General features: G+C 36.1%; 12 protein-coding genes, 4 tRNA genes and 1 pseudogene. 12 read left to right on the top strand and 5 right to left on the bottom strand.

Translation table 11 applies throughout. From position 1 onward, the window contains the following. Positions 1 to 60: 60 nt before the first annotated feature. The 8 genes and pseudogenes from AC6ER8_RS04765 to mazG all read left to right on the top strand — a co-directional run bounded on the left by AC6ER8_RS04765 (position 61) and on the right by mazG (position 13,856). Positions 61 to 4,619 (top strand): annotated as a pseudogene (locus tag AC6ER8_RS04765) (coiled-coil domain-containing protein). A gap of 1,092 nt (positions 4,620 to 5,711) precedes the next feature. Beyond that, entirely contained in the window at positions 5,712 to 8,030 is a 2,319-nt protein-coding gene (locus AC6ER8_RS04770) for an NADP-dependent malic enzyme (RefSeq protein WP_497077628.1), read from the top strand. Between the two features lie 188 nt (positions 8,031 to 8,218). Further along, on the top strand, positions 8,219 to 8,503 hold the full coding sequence (locus AC6ER8_RS04775; RefSeq protein WP_497077629.1) for an acyl carrier protein: 285 nt from the start codon (positions 8,219 to 8,221) through the stop codon (positions 8,501 to 8,503). Positions 8,504 to 8,513: 10 nt separating this feature from the next. Then, complete coding sequence (locus AC6ER8_RS04780; RefSeq protein ID WP_497077630.1) at positions 8,514 to 9,689, top strand: beta-ketoacyl-ACP synthase; 1,176 nt, start codon at positions 8,514 to 8,516, stop codon at positions 9,687 to 9,689. Positions 9,690 to 9,703: 14 nt separating this feature from the next. Beyond that, the gene (locus AC6ER8_RS04785) at positions 9,704 to 10,978 is read left to right on the top strand and encodes a beta-ketoacyl-ACP synthase (protein WP_497077631.1); all 1,275 of its coding nucleotides are present in this window, start codon (positions 9,704 to 9,706) and stop codon (positions 10,976 to 10,978) included. 68 nt (positions 10,979 to 11,046) lie between these two features. Next, on the top strand, positions 11,047 to 12,075 hold the full coding sequence (locus AC6ER8_RS04790; RefSeq protein ID WP_497077632.1) for a zinc-binding dehydrogenase: 1,029 nt from the start codon (positions 11,047 to 11,049) through the stop codon (positions 12,073 to 12,075). 6 nt (positions 12,076 to 12,081) lie between these two features. Then, positions 12,082 to 13,011: a lipid A biosynthesis lauroyl acyltransferase gene (locus AC6ER8_RS04795; protein WP_497079608.1), complete on the top strand. Its 930-nt coding sequence runs from the start codon at positions 12,082 to 12,084 to the stop codon at positions 13,009 to 13,011. A gap of 32 nt (positions 13,012 to 13,043) precedes the next feature. Continuing rightward, positions 13,044 to 13,856: a nucleoside triphosphate pyrophosphohydrolase gene (gene mazG / locus AC6ER8_RS04800; protein ID WP_497077633.1), complete on the top strand. Its 813-nt coding sequence runs from the start codon at positions 13,044 to 13,046 to the stop codon at positions 13,854 to 13,856. Between the two features lie 80 nt (positions 13,857 to 13,936). On the opposite strand, the gene AC6ER8_RS04805 is transcribed toward mazG, so the two are convergent. Then, a complete protein-coding gene (locus AC6ER8_RS04805) occupies positions 13,937 to 14,311 on the bottom strand; it encodes an iron-sulfur cluster assembly accessory protein (protein ID WP_497077634.1) in 375 nt (124 codons plus the stop codon). Positions 14,312 to 14,909: 598 nt separating this feature from the next. Here AC6ER8_RS04805 and AC6ER8_RS04810 point away from each other — a divergent pair. Beyond that, a tRNA-Pro gene (locus tag AC6ER8_RS04810) sits at positions 14,910 to 14,986 on the top strand. Between the two features lie 242 nt (positions 14,987 to 15,228). Here the strand turns inward: AC6ER8_RS04810 and AC6ER8_RS04815 are convergent. Then, on the bottom strand, positions 15,229 to 15,696 hold the full coding sequence (locus AC6ER8_RS04815) for an Hsp20 family protein (RefSeq protein ID WP_497077635.1): 468 nt from the start codon (positions 15,694 to 15,696) through the stop codon (positions 15,229 to 15,231). A gap of 283 nt (positions 15,697 to 15,979) precedes the next feature. Between AC6ER8_RS04815 and AC6ER8_RS04820 the strand changes: the two genes are divergently transcribed. The 3 genes from AC6ER8_RS04820 (at position 15,980) to AC6ER8_RS04830 (ending at position 18,714) form a co-directional block, all read left to right on the top strand. Then, positions 15,980 to 16,909, top strand: a complete 930-nt coding sequence (locus AC6ER8_RS04820; RefSeq protein WP_497077636.1) for a serine aminopeptidase domain-containing protein — start codon at positions 15,980 to 15,982, stop codon at positions 16,907 to 16,909. A 1,269-nt stretch (positions 16,910 to 18,178) separates the two neighbouring features. Then, a complete protein-coding gene (gene cpdR / locus AC6ER8_RS04825; protein ID WP_005773448.1) occupies positions 18,179 to 18,541 on the top strand; it encodes a cell cycle two-component system response regulator CpdR in 363 nt (120 codons plus the stop codon). A 98-nt stretch (positions 18,542 to 18,639) separates the two neighbouring features. Then, positions 18,640 to 18,714, top strand: a tRNA-Val gene (locus tag AC6ER8_RS04830). A gap of 1,714 nt (positions 18,715 to 20,428) precedes the next feature. On the opposite strand, the gene AC6ER8_RS04835 is transcribed toward AC6ER8_RS04830, so the two are convergent. The 3 genes from AC6ER8_RS04835 to AC6ER8_RS04845 all read right to left on the bottom strand — a co-directional run bounded on the left by AC6ER8_RS04835 (position 20,429) and on the right by AC6ER8_RS04845 (position 21,018). Continuing rightward, positions 20,429 to 20,505, bottom strand: a tRNA-Arg gene (locus AC6ER8_RS04835). 39 nt (positions 20,506 to 20,544) lie between these two features. After that, entirely contained in the window at positions 20,545 to 20,850 is a 306-nt protein-coding gene (locus tag AC6ER8_RS04840; protein ID WP_497077637.1) for an ETC complex I subunit, read from the bottom strand. A 91-nt stretch (positions 20,851 to 20,941) separates the two neighbouring features. Further along, a tRNA-Pro gene (locus AC6ER8_RS04845) sits at positions 20,942 to 21,018 on the bottom strand. Between the last annotated feature and the right edge of the window lie 87 nt (positions 21,019 to 21,105).

Here is a 21,105-nt window from a genome sequence, read left to right on the forward strand (position 1 = left end):
CAGAATTTATATGGAAAAGGACGTATCCCTTTTTTCCGTCTGTAAGAGTACGAGGCGAGTATGGCACGCAGAACCAAATTGCAAACATTTGAAGTTGAAGTTGAAGAAGCCCTCACAAAAGCGATGAACTTTGATTTCGATGACACGGGATTTGAAACGATATCATCCAATAACTCTGAAAATATTGTTAACGTGGATGATTTGATTCAAAAAATTGCAATGGCAGAAGAAGAATTTTTTGCTGAAAATGGTTCTTCAACTTTTGTCTCTAATATTCATGATGATGCTGTTATTGATAAGTCCGTTGTTGAACAGCTTTTTGCTCCAAAACCTTCACCTGATATTTCAGGAGGAACCGTTCACAATACGTTGTTATCGACAAAACTTCTTCCTGCAAATGATGATATAACAACCCCTGTCAATTTTGGTCCCTTAAAACAGCGTTCTTCTTCTCGGATCTACTGGTATACAACAGCACTTAGTGCTTTATGGGCAACAGGAGGAGCTTTTATTGCCCATAAGCTTGCCCCTACCGCATTCAGCTCTTTATCCAATATTAGCACTTTTGTGACATCCCCAACAGGACTCGCTGTAGCAGCCGGAACAGCAATTCCTATCTTTATATCTTGGGGCGTTGCTCAATTAACAAAACGTTCAAACGAATTGCATAATATTGCTCTTCTTATGACAAATGCTGCACAACGTCTTAGTGAACCGCAACATCTATCTGAAAAACAAGCTATTGCTATAGGGCAAACCATTCGTGAAGAAGTAGCAGCGATGAACGAAGGCATTGAGCGTACCCTCGGACGTGCTGTTGAACTTGAAGCAATCATACAAGGTGAAGTTCATAACTTAGAACAAGCCTATGCTGAAAATGAATCACGTATTCATACACTCATCAAAGAATTGAGTAATGAACGCATAGCCATTTTGAATCACGCCGATCGCGTACAATCAACAATTAAAGGAACCCAAGAGCAACTGAGCGATGAATTTGGCTTGGTTACTTCTAAGATTGTAACCAATGTTGAAAAGCTTGCGCAACTCTTTCGCAAACATTGCAAAAACAAGGCGAAGATCTTGTTGAAAAACTTTCCTATACCGGTGGTGGCGTAACAAATCAGCTTATTGAAAAGTTTAACGAAACAACAACACAAATTCAGCAGAAAAACATAGATTTTTTTCATGAATTAGGAAAAAATTTTGATGGTTTTGCAAAACGATTTGATCATAATGAAAAACAAATAGAAAGAACCTTTAATGAAACAGCAGAAAAAGCGGAAGTTCATGCTGCTAAGATTGCAACACATATACAAACAGTAACCGATCAAACGTTGCACGCTGTCGATGAAAAGTTTAAAGCCCTGGATAAAGCTCTTATTGATCGCAATAATCAATCTCTACAAAATTTTGATGAGAAGATCTTAAAGCTTGACGATCAAGCAAATAAACTCTCTTCTAAATTTGATAACGTAACCTCGCAAGCGATTGGAGCTTTTGAGCAACGTTTAGCAACTGTTGATCTTTCTCTTAAAGAACACAGTAACTCTATCATTGATTCCTTCATAGAACGTAGTCAGGCTTTAGAGGATAATGCTGAGAAACTTGGTAACTTCTTGGAAGCTCATGTCTTGAAAATAAATGAGAACCTCCAAGAAAAAACAGCTGACATTACCCATGCGTTTACGAGTGGACGTGAAGCTATTCTTTCTGCAATTGATAAAAGTAAAGAAAACTTAAGAGAAGAAATTCAACATGTCGACAATGCTATTGTTGATATCATACAAGAACGTTCGCAAGATTTTAAAGTGCAACTTTCTGATCAACGAGCCCTCATGGCAGACATGCTCGATAATGAGAAGAATAAAATCGCTGATGCATTAAGAAATCAGATTGATGTCTTGGCACAAAATACTTCTCATATTGAAAAAGTTTTGACTGATAATGTTCAAGTCGTTGATAAACAAGCTGAAAATCATATTGCAAATATTATTCAATGCACGGATAAACTACAAGAAGTCATTGTACAAAGCTGTAATACAACGCAAGATGCTTTAGAAGCACAAGCGAGAAATATTGATATCCGTGCTGATGCTCTGCGTGATTCTTTAGCAATTAATAGTTTTTCTCTCAATGAGGTTCTTGCCGATCAAGCACGCACACTCGAGCAACGTATGGAAACAATCCATAACCTTATCGCAAAAAGTGATATCCGCGTTGATGTTGCATTGAAACAACAAATAGATTTAGTTGAAAGTGCCATTGCTGCCAATAATAAAAACATTACTGAAACGGTTCAAGATCATATCAAAAATCTTGAGAGCCACGCTGAAGTTTTAAAAAATACTCTTTCTCAGTCGAGTGGTGTTTTCTTTGAAACCCTTGAAACACGTATGGAATCATTCGATACAAATTTGGAAGATCGTGCACACAGAATTTTTGAACGGACGACAACACTAGAGGAAAAGTTATCGGAAAAATTTAGCCAAGTCTGTGAAGCCATTGATATGCAAACATCTGTTATTGAGGAACGTTCTGACACATTAAAAACGTCTCTCATGCTTAATAATGAACACAATCAACTCATTCAACAAGCCCTGGAAAGCAGTGTTGATAATATGCGTATTAGCTTAGAAGATTCTGTTAACATAGTCACAGATAGCCTGCATAATAAGATTATAAAAGCCTCTGATATTCTGTCTTCTACAAGTGAACAAATTCTTTCATCTGTTACGAATGTTACGACACAAGCAGAAAATATTCTCTCAGAGTCAGGTAATCGTATTGTATCAAACGTTAAGAAAACAGTTTATGATACCAGTGAAAAAGTTCTGTCTGTTTTGTCTGAACAAACAGCACATACGGTCGAAGCCTTTGCAACAGCCAGTCATAATGCACAAGCATTATTGAATGAAACAATTCACACATCAACAACAGCAATAGAGCAAGTCCTTAATGAGCGTTGTGACGTTCTTCATCACTCTATGCAAAATCTTAAAAATAATTTAGGATATCAGCTTTCTGATGTAACAAACCGTCTGGAAGACGCAGGAAATCAGACAGCAACACAAATTTCAGAACATGTTGGAAAAATAACAGAGCTAACAAATCACTTAAATCAAGCAGCGCAGAGTACAACAGAATCAATAGATTCTTTAACGCAGCATATCGGTGAGCAACTCTCTCTCTCCACACAAGATGCTGAACAAAGAATTTATGCCCATAATGAATCTTTAGTGAATAGCTTGAACAAAGCAAATTCTGAAACACTTCAAACCGTAACTTCTATGAAGGAAGAGCTTGTTAATAATGTCTCATCCCTCTTAACGCAGTTGAATCAATCAATTTATAACTTCCACGAAAATGGTAATGTTTTATTATCAGCCGTTCAAAATATTGATGGTCAGTTTAATGAAACGACGAACAATTTTTTCCGCAATACAAACCAAGTAGCAGAGCGTTTATCAGCCTCAAATCAAGCACTCAATAACAATGTTGAAATTTTGCAAGGGCTCTCAAACAACACTTTTGAGCAAATTAATCATATAACGAACAGTTTTGGTGAACATGCAAAAACTCTTTCCCAAACTATTCACGTTCTTGAACAGTCTGAAAATTCACTAAGTGCAACACTTGAAGAAAAACATAATACGCTTTCTGTATTAAGTGATGCTCTTGTTTCAAAGTCTCATGAAATTAATCAAATGATTGAGCATTATGAAAAAATCTTCAACTTAGCCCTTGAACGCTCTGATAAGAATACGCGCAACGCCACAGATTCATTCCAACAGTCCCTTAATAGGCTTATTAGTGAAGCGTCAACGCGTTTTTCAGGAGCAGCCGAAGATATACGTCGCTCCGCAGATGAAGTTCGTTTAGAGCTTTCAAAGATTAATAATGATATTCATGAAAATGCTAAAAAGCTTCCAGAAAAAACAAAAGAAACAACACAAACAATTCGCACGGCTTTGAATGAACAAATTACCGCATTAAAAGATCTCGTCGGTGTTATACAAAATGATCAAAAGGATGCAAGAGAACAGTTAGTATCGGCATTTCCTACACCATCAATGCTTAATAAAAGAAGTGAAAATTCTTCTGAGTCCATTAAAAAGATCATCCCCCCTAAACCTATTTTGCAACAAGATCAAAGCAAAAAAAGATCCAATAAATGGGTGTCAAATCTCTTAGAAAGAGCATCACGTGAAGAAACATTGTATGATGAAACCCCAAATGAGGCCGTTTTAACATCTGTACAAACAAAACCACGTCCTGCAAGCAGTTCTCTTAACGCGTTAGCATCGGGTATCGTGCAAGCTATTAATCACAATGCTATTGTTGAGTTATGGGATCATTATCAACGTGGACAAAAAAACATCGTAACAGAACACCTTTATACCTTGAATGGAAAAACAATATTTGAAATGATTCAGAAAAAATATATGAGTGATTTTGAATTTAAACGTTCAGTAAATCAGTATGTTGCGGATTTTGAAAAACTCTTACGTGATATATCGCGCAGTTCTGGTTCATCCAGTTCAGTCCGCAAATACCTGATCTCAGATACAGGAAAAGTTTATACCATGCTTGCTCATGCCAGTGGACGAATCCAATAGACAGCAAAAGAAATGAAAAAAGCTATTCTTAAGAAGAGTGGAGAAAATATTTTTTCACTTTTTCTCTTTAGTTGTCTTTATTGCCCATCATAGAGTTATTTGCTTTCACCTGGGGCTTTGTGCCTCAAAGGCTGAAATAGTCGCTATGTGTTTTTGATAGCCTAAGCAATAACCCTAAAGAAAGCATAATAACTTTTTAAAAAGCCTATCACTCTAAAAACGATAAATAATATTTCCTACTTTTTTATCCTTTTTATTTTTACAGTTTTATAAAGGCACACAATCGGTAATATTATTTTATTTGCTAACTCTCACAATTTTTCGTGCTTTTGATTAAAGCAGCTCATAAAAAATATCTCTTTCTTAACTTTTTTACTTAACTTTTTTATCTCAAGCATACTCTTACTTGAACTATATAAGGAAATATTTTTTCTTATCGTAAGAAAATTGGAATTGAATGAATCTTATTGGATTAAAATTTCCTATTCAACATATGAGATGTTTTATTATCAGTTATAAAATAGGGCATCATATGGAATAGAAGAGTTCAGGTATAAAATGTATAATGACAGCTATTACAGCAACGTCTTTATTTATTAAAATTATACTTGTTAGTATATAAAAAAACAGCTCTGAACGATTAAAAAGTTCATTAGACAATAAATAACATAACTTCAACTTTCAAAGTATTATTGAAAGATTCTTCTAGCTAAGTTTAAAAACTTTAAGTAAAAGACATATTTTATAAAAATCTGATAAAAGCAATAGGAAACACGCTTCTGTTCTTTCCTTGTTTTGTAACCATTGCAAAAAAAATAATGGCTTGGTAATGTAATCATTAGTAAAATATTTTGTTTGTTTATAGACTCATCAATTTTGATGCGTTTTATTAAGGATAAGAAAAATAGATGTGCTACTACCTATGAAATGATTCATGCGCACAAACGAAGAGAAACATAAAACTGGTTTTATGATCCAGAAGAATTTGCTCATGCATTTTGATATTCAGAGAAATGAGAAGCTATTAGTGGATAAAACCTTATCGTAAATGGAACACTCGTATAAACATACACTAACTTGGATATCATAAACATGTCTAGAGAACAAAAGAGTAATTTCAGTTCACCAAAAGCTGAACTTGATAGTGCCGCCCTTTTTTATCACCAATACCCCAAACCTGGAAAATTAGAAATACAAGCAACAAAACCTCTTGATAATCAACGTGATTTAGCTCTTGCTTATTCTCCAGGTGTTGCAGCACCATGTCTTGCAATTCATGAAAATCCTAATCTTGCTGCTCAATATACGTCTCGTTCTAATTTAGTCGCTGTTATATCAAATGGAACGGCTGTTTTGGGGTTAGGAAACATTGGCCCACTTGCTTCAAAGCCTGTTATGGAAGGCAAAGCCGTTTTATTCAAAAAATTTGCCAATATTGATGTTTTTGATATTGAAATTGATGCATCCGATATAGAACAAATGGTACAAACAGTATCGACCTTAGAGCCCACATTTGGTGGTATTAATCTTGAAGATATCAAGGCTCCTGAATGTTTTGAAGTCGAAGAAAAACTGCGTGCCAAGATGAATATTCCAGTTTTTCATGATGACCAACATGGAACGGCTATTATTGTTTCTGCGGCTGTATTAAATGCCTTAAATCTTTCCGGAAAAAAGATTGAAAATGCAAAAATAGTTACCTCCGGTGCTGGAGCTGCAGCCCTTGCTTGTCTTAATCTTTTGGTCCGTCTTGGAGCAAAAGTTGAAAATATTTGGCTGAGTGACTTAGAGGGCGTTGTTTATGAAGGCCGCCAAACCCTTATGGATCGTTGGAAAGTCAATTACGCACAAAAAACTGACGCACGAACTTTATCCGATATTATTGATGATGCGGATATTTTTCTAGGCCTCTCGGCGGGTGGTGTTTTAAAGCCTGAATATCTTAAAAGAATGGCTGCAAATCCACTCATTTTAGCACTGGCTAATCCAGTACCAGAAATTATGCCCGAAGAAGCCTATTCTATAAGACCTGATGCAATGATCTGCACAGGGCGCTCTGATTATCCTAATCAAGTTAATAATGTCCTTTGTTTTCCCTATATCTTTCGTGGTGCATTGGACGTAGGTGCAACTGCCATTAATGAAGAAATGAAAATGGCTGCTGTTCATGCGATTGCGGCCCTTGCTCGTGAAGAAACTTCAGATGTTGTCGCACGTGCATACTCAAAAGAACCACCTATTTTTGGACCAGATTATCTGATCCCCTCTCCTTTTGATCCGCGTTTAATACTGCGTATTGCTCCCGCTGTTGCTAAAGCAGCGATGGCAACGGGTGTCGCACTTCGTCCCATTGAAGATATGGAAGCCTACCATGATATCCTCAATCGCTTTGTCTTCCTTTCTGGCTTAACAATGAAACCTGTTTTTGCTGCAGCAAAAACAGCAAAACGTAAACGCGTCATCTATGCAAATGGTGAAGATGAACGCGTTCTTCGTGCAGCGCAAGTTGTTATTGAAGAACAAACAGCAACACCCCTTCTTATCGGCCGTCCACACGTCATAGAAGCAAGATTAAAACGTTTTGGTTTAAGAATTCGCCCTCATATAGATTTTGAATTAACAAACCCTGAAGATGATCCACGTTTTCATGATTATGTTAATTTATTTTTTCATTATACAGGAAGACGTGGTGTGACGCCTGAAATGGCAAAAACAGTTGTGCGGACATCAACAACGGCTATTGCTGCCCTTGCCGTCATGCGTGAAGAAGCAGATGCAATGATTTGCGGCTTGGAAGGACGTTTTGAACGTCAACTCGAATTGATTGAACAAATTATCGGACTTGATCCTCATGTTCATCGTTTTTCTGCTATGAGTTTGCTAATCTCTCAACAGCGTACTCTTTTTCTCACTGATACTTATGTCAACGAAAATCCTTCTGCAGAAGAAATCGCTGAAATGACTGTATTGGCAGCTCAAGAAGTTGAAGCATTTGGAATAATACCCAAAGCCGCCTTATTATCACACTCAAACTTTGGTTCTAAAAACACAGAAAGTGCGCGTAAAATGCGCCGTGCTACAGAAATTCTTGCCAAATTACATCCTCATTTAGAAGCTGATGGTGAAATGCATGGCGATGCTGCCCTTTCCAAAGTTTTTCGAGATCGTGTTTTTCCTGATTCTCGTCTTAAAAGTGAAGCAAATTTGCTTATCTTTCCAACCCTTGATTCAGCCAACATCACGCTCAACACCGTAAAAAGTCTCACAAATGCACTCCATGTTGGTCCTATCTTAATCGGGGCTGCACGTCCCGCACATATTTTAACACCTTCAGTAACTTCACGAGGCATTGTTAATATGACAGCCCTTGCCGTTCTTGCAGCAAATAGAAAAAATAAACTCGTAAAATAAATGTACAATAAAACTTCAAAGTTTTTTAAATATTGAGGTATAGTATTTCACGTACGATGAAGCTTTTTTCTCTCTAGAAAAGACAACTATATTCTCTATTAAGGCTTTTTTTTAAAGAGAAAAAAGGCTAGAAGAATAGTATTACATGTATTTTTAATTGACTAACTCTATAATAAGGAATCCATACATTGCCTTCCACATTTGATAAAGTCGCCGATATTATTGCGGAAATCAGTGAAATTGATCGCAATACAATCACCCCTGAAAGTCATACAATTGATGATCTAGGAATCGATAGTCTTGATTTTCTTGATATTGTTTTTGCTATTGATAAAGCTTTCGGAATAAAAGTTCCCCTAGAACAATGGACACAAGAAGTCAATGAAGGGACCGTTGCAACAGAAGAATATTTTGTTCTTAAAAATCTTTGTGCAAAAATTGATGCTCTCGTTGCCTTAAAACAGGCGGAGTAATTTTTTTACCATGCATGATCAATCTGTATTCATCACGGGTATAGGCCTCATAAGCTCTCTGGGAGAAGGAACGGATCAACATTGGAAACTCTTAAATGATCCAAACTGTAAACCAAACCTAGATTGTACGACTTTTTCACCCTACACAGTTCATCAATTGCCAGACATTGATTGGAGTTTACAAATTCCTAAAAAGAGTGATCAACGGCAAATGGGGACATGGCAACGTCTTGGTACCTATGCGGCTGGTCTTGCTCTTGATGATGCTGGCATGAAAAATAACGAACAGTTCACGTCAACGATGGATATGATCGTAGCAGCAAGTGGAGGAGAACGTGATATTACTGTTGATACACAGATTCTTGCCAAAGCACGCACAGTCACCGACCATGCTTCTATGTTGAATGTCGCACTTTCAACCGAGCTTCGTCCAACATTATTTTTGGCACAACTTTCAAATCTTTTGGCAGGAAATATTTCAATTGTTCATAAAGTCACAGGATCATCGCGCACCTTTATGGGAGAAGAAGGCAGTGGACTTTCTGCACTTCAAATTGCTGTAGCCCGTATTCAATCAGGACAAAGTACTCATGCTCTTGTAGGAAGTTCCTATAACGCACAAAGTTATGATATGTTATTGGCGCATGAGCTTGGGGAGCTTTTAACTCATAATGGATGGAGTCCAGTGTGGGATCGTGAAATTCACCCTGGTGGTGGTATTATACCCGGTTCTGGTGGTGTCTTTCTTGTTCTTGAAAGTGGAAAACATGCAAAAAAACGTAACGCACGTGCATATGCTGAAATTAGCCAAATTATTACAGACCAAGTAGATAGAACAAAAACGCCACTAAAGGAGTCAATTGCGACAATGTTGAAAACGGTGGGCGCTGAAGATTCCTTAGCCATTTCAGGGGCTTCAGGTGCTCATAAAGCTACAAAAGCAGAACAAAATGCTCTTGATGATGCTGGTCTATCTTACCGTGGTATTACAACATTATTTGGTTATATGCGAGAAGCGCAATTTCCTCTAGCACTTGCCCTTGCTGCACTTTCAATTGAAAAAAAACACTGTTTTCCAGCGTTAAGTCCTCATGAAAAGCCTTTTTCTAAAGAAATAAATGAAATATTTGTTACAACGATTGGTATAAAAAGAGCTGAAGGTATTGTACGTCTTACGGCTGTTTGAAGGGGAATTCTAGCGTGAAATATCATGATCATTTTGGACGTCCACTTGTCGCTATAACGGGAGCTGGCATTGTTACATCATTGGGAAAAGGAAAAGATGAAAATTGGCAAAAATTAACAAGCGGTGTCAGCGGAATTCACAAAATAACGCGTTTTCCCGTTGAGGGATTAAATACATATATTGCTGGAACAATTGATTTTCTCAAAGAAAGTACGCTTGGTGCTTCGGCTCTTTCTGAAAAGCTTGCACATCTTGCTGCTGAAGAAGCTTTAGAACAAGCCGCACTTGATAAAACACACTTTAATGGCCCCCTTTTTTTAGCTGCGCCTCCTGTTGAACTTGAATGGAAAGCACGTTTTAGTCTTGATCAAGAGGAAGAATTCAACAATGAACCTTCTTATGCACATCTTCTTAAAATCTGTCAGCATAAACGCCATGAGGCGCTTTTTGAAACCACACAATTTGGTGCAATTGCTGAAAAACTGCAAAAAAACTTTGGCACAAAAGGACTTCCCGTTACACTTTCCACAGCTTGTGCATCTGGTGCAACAGCAATTCAGTTAGGTGTTGAATCTATTCGACGAGGAGAAACAGATCGCGCTCTGACCATTGCGACAGATGGATCAGTTTCAGCAGAATCTCTCATTCGCTTTTCATTGCTATCTGCTCTTTCTACTCAGAATGAACCAGCCGAAAAAGCAGCAAAACCTTTCAGTCGTGATAGAGATGGATTTGTTATGGCAGAAGGCTCAGGCGCTCTTGTTCTTGAATCACTTCAAAGCGCATTAGACCGTAATGCTACAATTTTAGGAATTTTAGCAGGTTGTGGCGAAACCGCCGATGATTTTCACCGTACACGTTCAAAACCGGATGCCTCACCAGCCATTGGTTCCGTTCGCAAAGCCTTAAATGATGCACAAATAACCATCCATGAGATTGACTATATTAATGCCCATGGAACCTCAACACCTGAAAATGAGAAAATGGAATATCTCGCACTATCGACAGTCTTCGGTGATATTTTAGAACATATTCCCGTTTCTTCTAATAAATCAATGATTGGACATACTTTAACAGCTGCTGGAGCCATAGAAGCTGTTTTTTCACTTTTAACGATTCAATCAGGAATACTTCCACCTACAATAAATTACGATAATCCTGACCCTGCTATCCCTTTAGACGTTGTTCCTCATCATAGCCGTAAAGCCAATGTCAATGCGGTTCTGTCAAACTCATTTGGATTCGGTGGTCAAAATACGAGTCTTGTTATCACAGCTTATAAAGGTTAGTCTTTTCCATACTGACTAAAATTAATCATACTGAAGCAATAACAATTATCAATTTAAGGGGAATAATAATGCGTGCGCTACAATTGCTCAATGAACGCCAGCTTGAAATCACCAATATTTCCCCGCCCCCTTCACCTGGACTAGGTGAAGTAACAGTGCGGATAAAAGCTGTTGCTCTTAATCATATTGATGTATGGGGATGGCGAGGCATGGCCTTTGCCAAAAGAAAAATGCCCCTTATCATTGGTGCTGAAGCCTCTGGTGAGATTGTAAAAGTAGGAGATGGCGTTAAAAATCTCCAAGTTGGACAGATTGTCTCAATTTATGGTGCAAAAACCTGCGGAGTTTGCCAAGCCTGTCATGAAGGACGGGATAATCTTTGCACTGATGTAAAGGGTGTCTACGGTTTTCATCTTGATGGATTTGCTTGTGAGCTTGTCAATTTACCTGCACGTTTATTGGTTCCAGCCCCTCCCCAATGTGATGAATTGCAAGCCGCTGTTGCTCCCATTACTTTTGGTACCGTAGAACATATGCTTTTCGATAATGCAAAACTACAAGCAGGAGAAACAATCCTGATACAAGCTGGTGGTTCCGGTATTGGCTCTGCAGCCATTCAACTTGCAAAACATATGGGATGTACCGTTATTACGACGGTAGGTTCAGATGAAAAAATTGCAAAAGCACATGCTCTTGGAGCAGATCATGTGATTAATTATCGTAAAGATCGTTTTGAAGGTGTCGTGCGCAAATTAACCCAAAAAAAAGGGGTTGATGTTGTTTTTGAGCATGTTGGTGTCGATACATGGAACGGTTCTCTGTTGTGTATGAAAAAAGGAGCCCGCTTAGTGACGTGCGGTTCTACCTCTGGTGTTTCAGCCCAATTAAATCTCATGCAATTATTCCAACAACAGCTTAAGATATTTGGTTCATTTGGCTGTCGTATGGAAAATATGAAAAATGCCATGAAAAAAATGGCACAAAAAATCGTACATCCTGTCATTGATACAATTGTTGAGCTTGATGAAATTGATACAGCTTTAAAACGAATGGAAAGCCGTAATGTTTTTGGTAAAATTATTCTTAAAATCGATTAAATCATGATGAAACTTTCTTTAAAAAAACTCCTATATCGTATTAAAGTTATTGCCAAAAAAATATCCTACTTATTAGGAGCATATCTGCTCTTTTGTTCTTTATTTATTCTAAAATTCTTTCCAGCCAAAATGGGAATTTCCTTTTTTTCTTGGTTGGCAAAAAAAATCGGTCCCCTTGTACATCGTCATCAAATAACACTTACAAATCTTAGGAGCGCATACCCAGAAAAAACAGAAAAAGAACTTCAGACGATTGCAATAGAAATGTGGGAAAATATAGGACGCTTTCTGGCCGAATATATTTTTCTTGATAAAATTTTTGATTTTGATCCCCATGCGGACCAACCTGGTTTTATTGAAGTTAAAGGCGTTGAAATTTTTGAACGATTAAAAGAAGAAAAAAAGCCACATATTTTTTTCACAGCGCATACTGGAAACTTTGAACTTCTGCCTATTTGCGCACAAAGTTTTGATCTGAATGTTACGGTCTTATTTAGACCACCCAACAACCCTTATGTTGCCAAACGAGTCCTTAAAGCACGACAAACTTCTATGGGACATCTTGTTCCCTCAAAAGCTGGTGCAGCGTGGGCATTAGCAGGTAAATTAGCAGAAGGTGAAAATGTTGGCATGCTCGTTGATCAAAAATTTCGCCGCGGCATTATGGGAACATTTTTTAATAGACCCGTTAAAACTAATCCCTTAATTATAAAGCTTGCACGACAATATGACTGTAATATTTATCCAGCACGCTGTATTCGTCTACCTGGAGGGCGTCATCGTTTAGAGCTGTATGAACATGTAGAACTTCCACGTGATAAAAAAAATGATATTGATATCGCTGCTTCTACGCAAAAATTAAATGATATTGTTGAAGCTTGGGTTCGTGAATATCCTGGACAATGGACGTGGTTACACAGACGTTGGGACATCTAACATAAGCTCTATTGCTTATAGAGGAAGGACAAATGTTAGCCTCAAAAGATATCAAAGATCTTACCGCAATTATCACAGCCTTACGAAATCCCGATAGTGGCTGTGTATGGCATAAAAAACAAAATTTTGAATCCCTCATCCCCTATATGCTCGAAGAAGTTTACGAAGTCATCGATGCCATTGAACGAAAAAATCGAAGAGATCTCTGTGAAGAACTTGGAGACCTTCTTTTTCAGGTTGTCTATCATGCGACCATTGCACAAGAAGAAGGCAGCTTTACCTTTGAAGATATTGTTTATGCAATTACAGAAAAAATGATTCGCCGCCATCCTCACGTTTTTGGAAATGCTGAGCAAAGAAAACGGGGGTTTATAAAAGAAGAATGGGAATATATAAAAAAGAGAGAACAGACTGAACACAAAAAATTGTGCGAAGAAAACAATATCAATTCAAGTATGAGTATTCTTGCAAAAGTAAAACAAATCCAGCCAGCAAACCAAGAGGCCCTTTCTTTACAAGAGGAAGCAGCTCAAATGGGGTTTGATTGGCAAGCAAGTGATAAAATTTTTGCAAAAATAGAAGAGGAACTCGAAGAACTCAAAGAAGCCATCAAAAATAGAAAAAATTCAGAGATAGAAGAAGAGTTTGGGGATCTTTATTTTGTCCTTCTTAATCTTGCACGCCACTTAGCAATTGATTCACAAAAAGCATTAAAGAAAACAAATATAAAGTTTCGAAAACGTTTTGCTTATATTGAAGAAAAGCTATCCGCTCAATCTAAAACACTCACGGACGCATCCTTGTACGAAATGGAAGTACTTTGGAAGCAAGCTAAAAATGAATGATAAAAAAATTTAGACTTTTTCTATCAAAAAGAACAAGTCACCCCAAATTACACAATGATAATTTCTCTTAAGCTATAATTTCATGAAGCTTGATTTATTTTATATTGATCTTGGGAAACAGGACGAAGTTCAACCGACTCGCCACACCCACATGCTGACACTTGATTAGGATTTTTAAAAACAAAACCAGAACGAAGTGTTGTTACTTCATAATCCATCTGTGTACCTAATAAAAATAATACCGCATCACGCGCTATAAAAACACGAGCACCATTTACTTCAACAACATCCGCCTCTATCCTCTCTTCTTTGACAAGAGTAATTGTATATTCCATTCCTGCACAACCGCCCTTTTTAACCCCAACAAGAATACCTCGTGCATCTTTTGCATCCATAATCGCTTTTACACGATTTATAGCGGCTTGTGTTAAACTTATTACTGAAAAACGGCTCATTGTTTACTCTTTTCTTGGCTTAATGAATAACTTTAAACGTTTTTTCTCTACCATATTCTATCTGGTCCTTTAGAAAAAAAACAACAAGACATAAATTAAAACATCTTAATCTTTTTATTGGTATAAAAAAGCATCCCCCTAAAATGAGATTCTTGAGTGTACAAGAGAGAATTTATAATTTTTTGTTCACATAAAACACAAAATGCTTTTCCTATAAAAACTCTAAATAAAAAAAATATTTTAATGCCATACATTCACTTCTATCTTTTTAAAAAGATTTATTCTTCAATAAGTTATAAGATAAAAATATATCTCCCATACTTATTTCCTCCTTCCCCCATATCCCCAAAGTCATAAATCCTATCCCTTCATAATCTGCAAAAGGAGTTAAATCATAGATCTATTAACTATAGAGCTAAAAATTTAGTGATAACAAAAAGCTTTACAGATTCATTGCTCATTTTGAATAAATACCAACATATTGATATGCAAATTTTTTACTTTCAAAAGCTATAGGTCTTCAGAGCATTTTATATTTTATTCTGTTTATTTTTTCTCTTGCCTTTAAAGAAACAGTCATTTAATCGTTACACGAGCTCGGAGCGTAGCGCAGCTTGGTAGCGCACTTGACTGGGGGTCAAGGGGTCGTGGGTTCAAATCCCGCCGCTCCGACCATTTTTTAAACGCTATAAAATATAAGCTTATTTAGAATTTTTCATTTCAATTGCACATCCGTGATTTTTTCTTCAAGGTAGAATCGTGCAGTAATATTTTTTTTCATCAATTTGAGAAAAACTTTTTTTATAAGAATCATCTTCGTTTTTATAAGAAGACAAGAAACGCGAGATTTTTGCCTCGCGTTATTTTATTATTTAAAAACTTATAATTATTCGGTTTTGATATTCTCTAACCTTGCTTTACGCAACAATGTCGCTGCTATCATTTTTGGTAGCGGGTGGAGACATCTGTACGGTTATCTTTTTGGGTTTTAATTCAGCAGGCGTTTCTCTTCTAAGCTGAATATGAAGAAGCCCATCTCCAAGTTCTGCTCCAATAACTTTCACATGGTCAGCCAAATGAAAACGCCGTTCAAAAGCACGTGAAGCAATACCGCGATAAAGAAATTCTCGTTCTTCATCATTCTTTTCAGGCTTTCTATCTCCCTTAACAATTAGCTGATTACAATGCGTTTCAATATCAATTTCATCTTGAGAAAAACCAGCAACAGCCATAGAAATTCTATAAGAATCTTCAGTTAAACGTTCAATATTATAAGGGGGATAAGAGGAAACTTCCTCTGGTTGTGTTCTTGAATCAAACCAGTTTAAAAGATGATCAAAACCTACTGTAGAACGATAAAATGGTGAAAAGTCTACTTGACGCATAACACTGCCCTCCTTTAGAGCGACTATAATTTATAACTGATTCACAAAGCTCCCAAATGGCAAACTTACCTGTGAACCCGCGGCCCCATCATGGCAACCACATTATATTATTTGGTAATCGTCTTTTCTTATTTCAACTCTTCTTTTGTACCTAAATTGATAAAAACGATCTAAAAAACAATATACCCCTTTCTTAATCCTTTTTCATCATTACATAAATATCACAAAGTCCTCTCGTTATCTCACCTTGCACTCAGCAGCAAATAAACTTAAAGGATTTCAATTGAAAACACCTCTTTATCCCATCGACTGGGATTCTACTCCTACGAATATCCATCATGATACCCTTACAATAGCAGTGGATCGCGAAATTCGTTTTGCGATAACATATCCTGAAGCGGAAAAGTCTAAGGGAACAATTGTTATTCTCGAAAATAACACAAATGTTTTAGAGACATATTTATTAACCATAAATGAAATATCTAAACGAGGGTTTCATACAGCAATATTTGACTGGTTTAATCCCCAAAAAACATCCTTCACAACACGGAAAAAAAGCCGACATTATTACTTTGATATAAATAATGATATTAATGACTTATATGAATTTCTTAAAAATGTTGTTTATCATAACTGTCCACCACCTTACTCTATGCTCACCTATGGTATGGGGGGACTAATAGCACTTAGCGGATTAGATTTTATTAATCATCAGTTTAATAGACTGCTCTGTGTTTCTCCCCTTTTTGCTCCATTCCGTAATAAAACAAATGGTTTTCAACATCAACTAACACAATTTCTTTCTGATATAGGTCTTGGTTTCATCCCCGCAAAAAATGGTAAAAAGTTTAAAAAAAATACCTCCAAAAATCTACAATTGGAACACACCTCTCAAGGACTATTCCCTTCCATCAAGCCCCCGACATCTCGATGGATGGCGTCGGTATTTGATGCGATTGATTCTGTAAAGAAAAATATATGTCACGGACATTTACAAATCCCAACACTCTTTATTCTCGCCAATCAAAATAATCTTGCTAATAACATTGAAGTACGGCAATTATGCCAACACACACGCCTGACAGAAAGTATTACCATTACAGGCGCTGAACTTGATACAATTATGCATAATGAAGGTTATAAAAAACAGTTTTGGGTTGCATTTGATGCGTTTATCCCTGATAATATCTCTGAAAATAACAGCAGACTTTAGCTTCTGCTCAGCCTTATCCAAAACGAAGATTTATACGAATAACGTTAATCTATGGATACTTCTTATATAATGGATTCCTTTTTTAATCATTCATATGAATCACTTCATAGACTCTAAAGACAGGCCATAATTTAAATATTTATAAAATCCTCTAACAAAATATATTAAAGTATATTGTTATTGTCTGTAATATAACTTAATAAAACAAATATATTATTTATATATTTAAATATAACTTATTTAATAAAAAATAAAGATAATAAAATTACTCAATAAATACTATAAATTACTCAAAACAAAACTTCAAAGGACTATTTTTGATTTATTGATAAGTAGTTATTCTATATTTAGAGATAAATAATAGTTTTTATTTATTGTATTACAATTTCATACGCTTATTTTAAAGAGACATCTCTCAGCGATTCCATCCTATTTTATGACGGCGCTTATGAATGCTATAATGGTTCCCCCATTGAAGCAACTATCTTTACGCTTGTAAAGGAAGAGGCTAGTATCCACCATTATATTTTAGAAATTCCACCAATGTTGTCACATCACTCTTAGCTACTTGAGACTCTTGTGAAGAAGTAAACCAGCGCCATCACACTATTTTTCAGCACCCAATGTTGCGGCAGACCTTGGCACTTAAGACGGTTCATGAGAATCATTTTTATTATATAAATTTTATCCACACACTCATCCCGCTCCTGATGTGCAAACAAGTGCTTTTGATTGATTCAATATAGAGCGGTTCGAAATGAAAGAGTCTTAAGATGTTTGGGATTCTTAATTAAACATATAAAAAATGAATTATCTTTATAAATCGGTATATTAGCATTTAAGAAAAATACCCTAAAAATAAACTTCGTTTATAACTTTGTTTACACGTTTCTATAAAACACAAATGACTATAAACATTCTATTTTGTTGTAGAGATTTTTAAAAACAATAAATTAACATAATATTCTTCTACTTTCCCAATATGGATAGTCCTACAGTAATGATTTGTATAGGTTTTTTAATAGAACTCTGATAAGAATGAAAAAATTTACAAGAAAAAACAACGATGAATTATCTTTAAAAAATCACATACATTTCGAATTTAACTAACTCACAACGAATATGCTGTATTCTGAATAAAAATGTAAGAATTAACCATTTTGCCATTCATTTCAATTATGAGTATTTTACCATCTTTTTTATAAATATTCTATATTGTATAATTGATGCGGCAAAAACTCTGACAAATGGAGCCATTGGAACATAATCATGAAACGAATCCTGCTCGCAGAAGATGATAACGATATGCGTCGCTTTCTCGTAAAAGCCCTAGAACGTGCAGGCTACGAAGTCGCCGATTTCGATAATGGTATTAGCGCATATGAACGTTTACAAGAAGAACCATTTTCTCTTCTCCTGACTGACATTGTGATGCCAGAAATGGACGGAATCGAACTTGCACGGCGCGCGACTGAGATTGACCCTGACTTACGAGTAATGTTCATTACAGGTTTTGCAGCGGTTGCACTCAATTCAAATAGTGATGCCCCTCCTGATGCAAAAGTACTGTCTAAACCATTTCACTTACGGGAACTCGTCAATGAGGTTGAAAAGATCCTTATCGCTGCTTAAAAAGATGCTTTTTTAGGTTATTTTCATCTATTGTAAGAAAAAATGAAATTAAGCATTGACGTTTGTCATTCGATATGGTGTATGCAACATCGGTGAATGGGCGTGTAGCTCAGCGGGAGAGCACTACGTTGACATCGTAGGGGTCACAGGTTCAATCCCTGTCACGCCCACCATTCGGGTTTTAGTTTAAATAACTTATTAATTTTCACCTATGTTTTAAGAAGTGAGGGAATAGGATTTTGCAATATGCCTCGATAAAGACATGCTCTAAAGGATATTTCTAATATTTTTTAAGCTCTGATAACACCTTATGGGATAAATTATCTGAAGGCATTGTAAGTGCATCAACAGTTTCGGTTGCAACGAATTAGGAAATTTCATTATAAAACTGTAAAATTCTTTCAACAAACGTCAACTTTTTTCTAAAAAACATTGTTTGTCTTTTAATCTGTTTCCCTTTTTATGATTCTTTCTTCTCTACTGACGCACACCTGCTCTCAAAATCGTTAGAGTTATAATAACAGTTTTATCAATGCGTAAAACACTTGGTTTTTAGAGCAGTATTTTAAGCTTATCAATAACAGGATCATAAAATATTAATAAAAGCAAATTTTTCTTTGATCAAAATATTGATTTATAAAAATATTTTATTGCTTGATATGTTGAATGAGAAATCCGAATATTGTAACATTCTTTCATTTCTAACCTCTCCCCATGTTGAAGCACTTTCTTGCACGTCACAAGAAGGATTGGTATATGAATAAAAATTGTAGTGGAAGATAGTAAATAACTATAATGATCTGAAAAGCTAAAGTTTATCGCAACATTTCACGTTGATGTTCGTGAATAGTATAATACTAAATTTCATAAAATACCATCATCTTTACGCTTTATAAAGGAACAATCAGATATATTGTATACCACTTTCTCGCCACCAATGGTTTTTTGGAGGCTTTAAGGGCTGTCTCTTTAAAAGAAATACATAAACTATGCCATATAATGGCACTCTATTCTTTGTATTCCTATTGAAACAATGATCACCTTAAATCGTATGCGTTTAGAACATCAGACCTTATCCGCGTAGTACTTTACTACCAGTATTATTCCATACTAAAATAGTTCTTGCATAGAGCAAAAACTATAAAGAAATAAGAAAAATATTTAAAAATATAAATGTAAAATCTAAAAACTGCCCCCTAAAATACCATCCATTTTCATTCACAACTCAAATAGAATATGTAACATTGCTGAAATTTATAGCCCTACCCTGAGCAAAAATAACAAACACATTAAATCAGATTGGTAATAAGTGTATCTCATTGAAAAAAACAATATCTTATTTAGACAGCATATACAGCATCTTTTTATACCCAAAATCTAATGTCATAATGCGCTATAAGACATAGTTTTCATTACAGAAAGAACCTCCCCATCCCTTTAAGAGATGTTGTTCCTAAACGCTCATCATAAACAGATAGCATTTTGATTCTTGAATGTTTTGTAAAACACTTCTGAATGGAAATCATCATACCTCTTATCTCATCAGAATTCATTTTACCAAAGATCATACTGAAAAACGTAATAATATTATTCATTAAAAAAATGAAAAGAAGCGCGTAAAAGAAAGTTTTGGCAATCTATATTCTAAAGCATGAAATGCAACAGACATTAAAAGAATCAGCAATGGCTAAAAAAATTGACAGCAATAGACGGCAACAAATGCGCAAAGTCAGCATATCACAACTGAAGGCACTTTTCGGTCAGCCAGAAAACTGCAATATCATCAATAAAAAAACAAAAAAGCGTGGAGCGTACAGAAAGATATACTGATAGAATCAAAATGAAAAAAATTCCTAAACTTTTGTAGTCTATCGATATTTTTTAATATGGTGATCCCGACAGGATTCGAACCTGTGACCCACGGCTTAGAAGGCCGTTGCTCTATCCAGCTGAGCTACGGGACCCAACTGATTATTTTCTCAATTTAAAACAGCATCTTTAATTCAATGTGTCCAAGGTTGCTGCCGATCACTGCGAAAATTATCAGAATAAGAAACAGCACGTCGAATCGACATATGTGTCTTTTCTACACGATAAGGAATAGCATTTTTGCGTGCAAAAGCAATTGCTTCTTCCTTCCTATTAAATCGAATTTTTACTTGATTATTCATATCAGAAGTTGCTGTATAGCCCATAAGAGGCTCTATCATTTTTGCTTTCACCGGTTCATACTGTAGAATCCAAAAACCTGCATTTCCCTTACCGGACTGCATAGCTGTTTTAGCAGGACTATAAATACGTGCGATCATGTCTTTTCCCTTCAGATTACACAACGCTTGAATGATCTTTTCTCACCACACGCACCCAACTGGGTTATTTTCATACACTGCATCAAATATATGGTCGGAGCGATAGGATTCGAACCTACGACCCCCTGATCCCAAATCAGGTGCGCTACCAGGCTGCGCTACGCTCCGCCATTTGAATTCATTTGCATGCATGTTTCCTAAAATTTTCACAACAGAAGTGCAAGAGAAAAACACACTTTTTTTCAATTTTGTTGC

The sequence above is a fragment of the Bartonella sp. SL320 genome (assembly GCF_059687635.1).

Bases quoted from the DNA above. Each gene is read 5' to 3' on its own strand.
- AC6ER8_RS04770 (WP_497077628.1), top strand. From the start codon at position 5,712: ATGTCTAGAGAACAAAAGAGTAATTTCAGTTCACCAAAAGCTGAACTT.
- AC6ER8_RS04780 (WP_497077630.1), top strand. From the start codon at position 8,514: ATGCATGATCAATCTGTATTCATCACGGGTATAGGCCTCATAAGCTCT.
- AC6ER8_RS04790 (WP_497077632.1), top strand. From the start codon at position 11,047: ATGCGTGCGCTACAATTGCTCAATGAACGCCAGCTTGAAATCACCAAT.
- AC6ER8_RS04795 (WP_497079608.1), top strand. From the start codon at position 12,082: ATGAAACTTTCTTTAAAAAAACTCCTATATCGTATTAAAGTTATTGCC.
- mazG (WP_497077633.1), top strand. From the start codon at position 13,044: ATGTTAGCCTCAAAAGATATCAAAGATCTTACCGCAATTATCACAGCC.
- AC6ER8_RS04805 (WP_497077634.1), bottom strand. From the start codon at position 14,311: ATGAGCCGTTTTTCAGTAATAAGTTTAACACAAGCCGCTATAAATCGT.
- AC6ER8_RS04815 (WP_497077635.1), bottom strand. From the start codon at position 15,696: ATGCGTCAAGTAGACTTTTCACCATTTTATCGTTCTACAGTAGGTTTT.
- cpdR (WP_005773448.1), top strand. From the start codon at position 18,179: ATGAAACGAATCCTGCTCGCAGAAGATGATAACGATATGCGTCGCTTT.
- AC6ER8_RS04840 (WP_497077637.1), bottom strand. From the start codon at position 20,850: ATGATCGCACGTATTTATAGTCCTGCTAAAACAGCTATGCAGTCCGGT.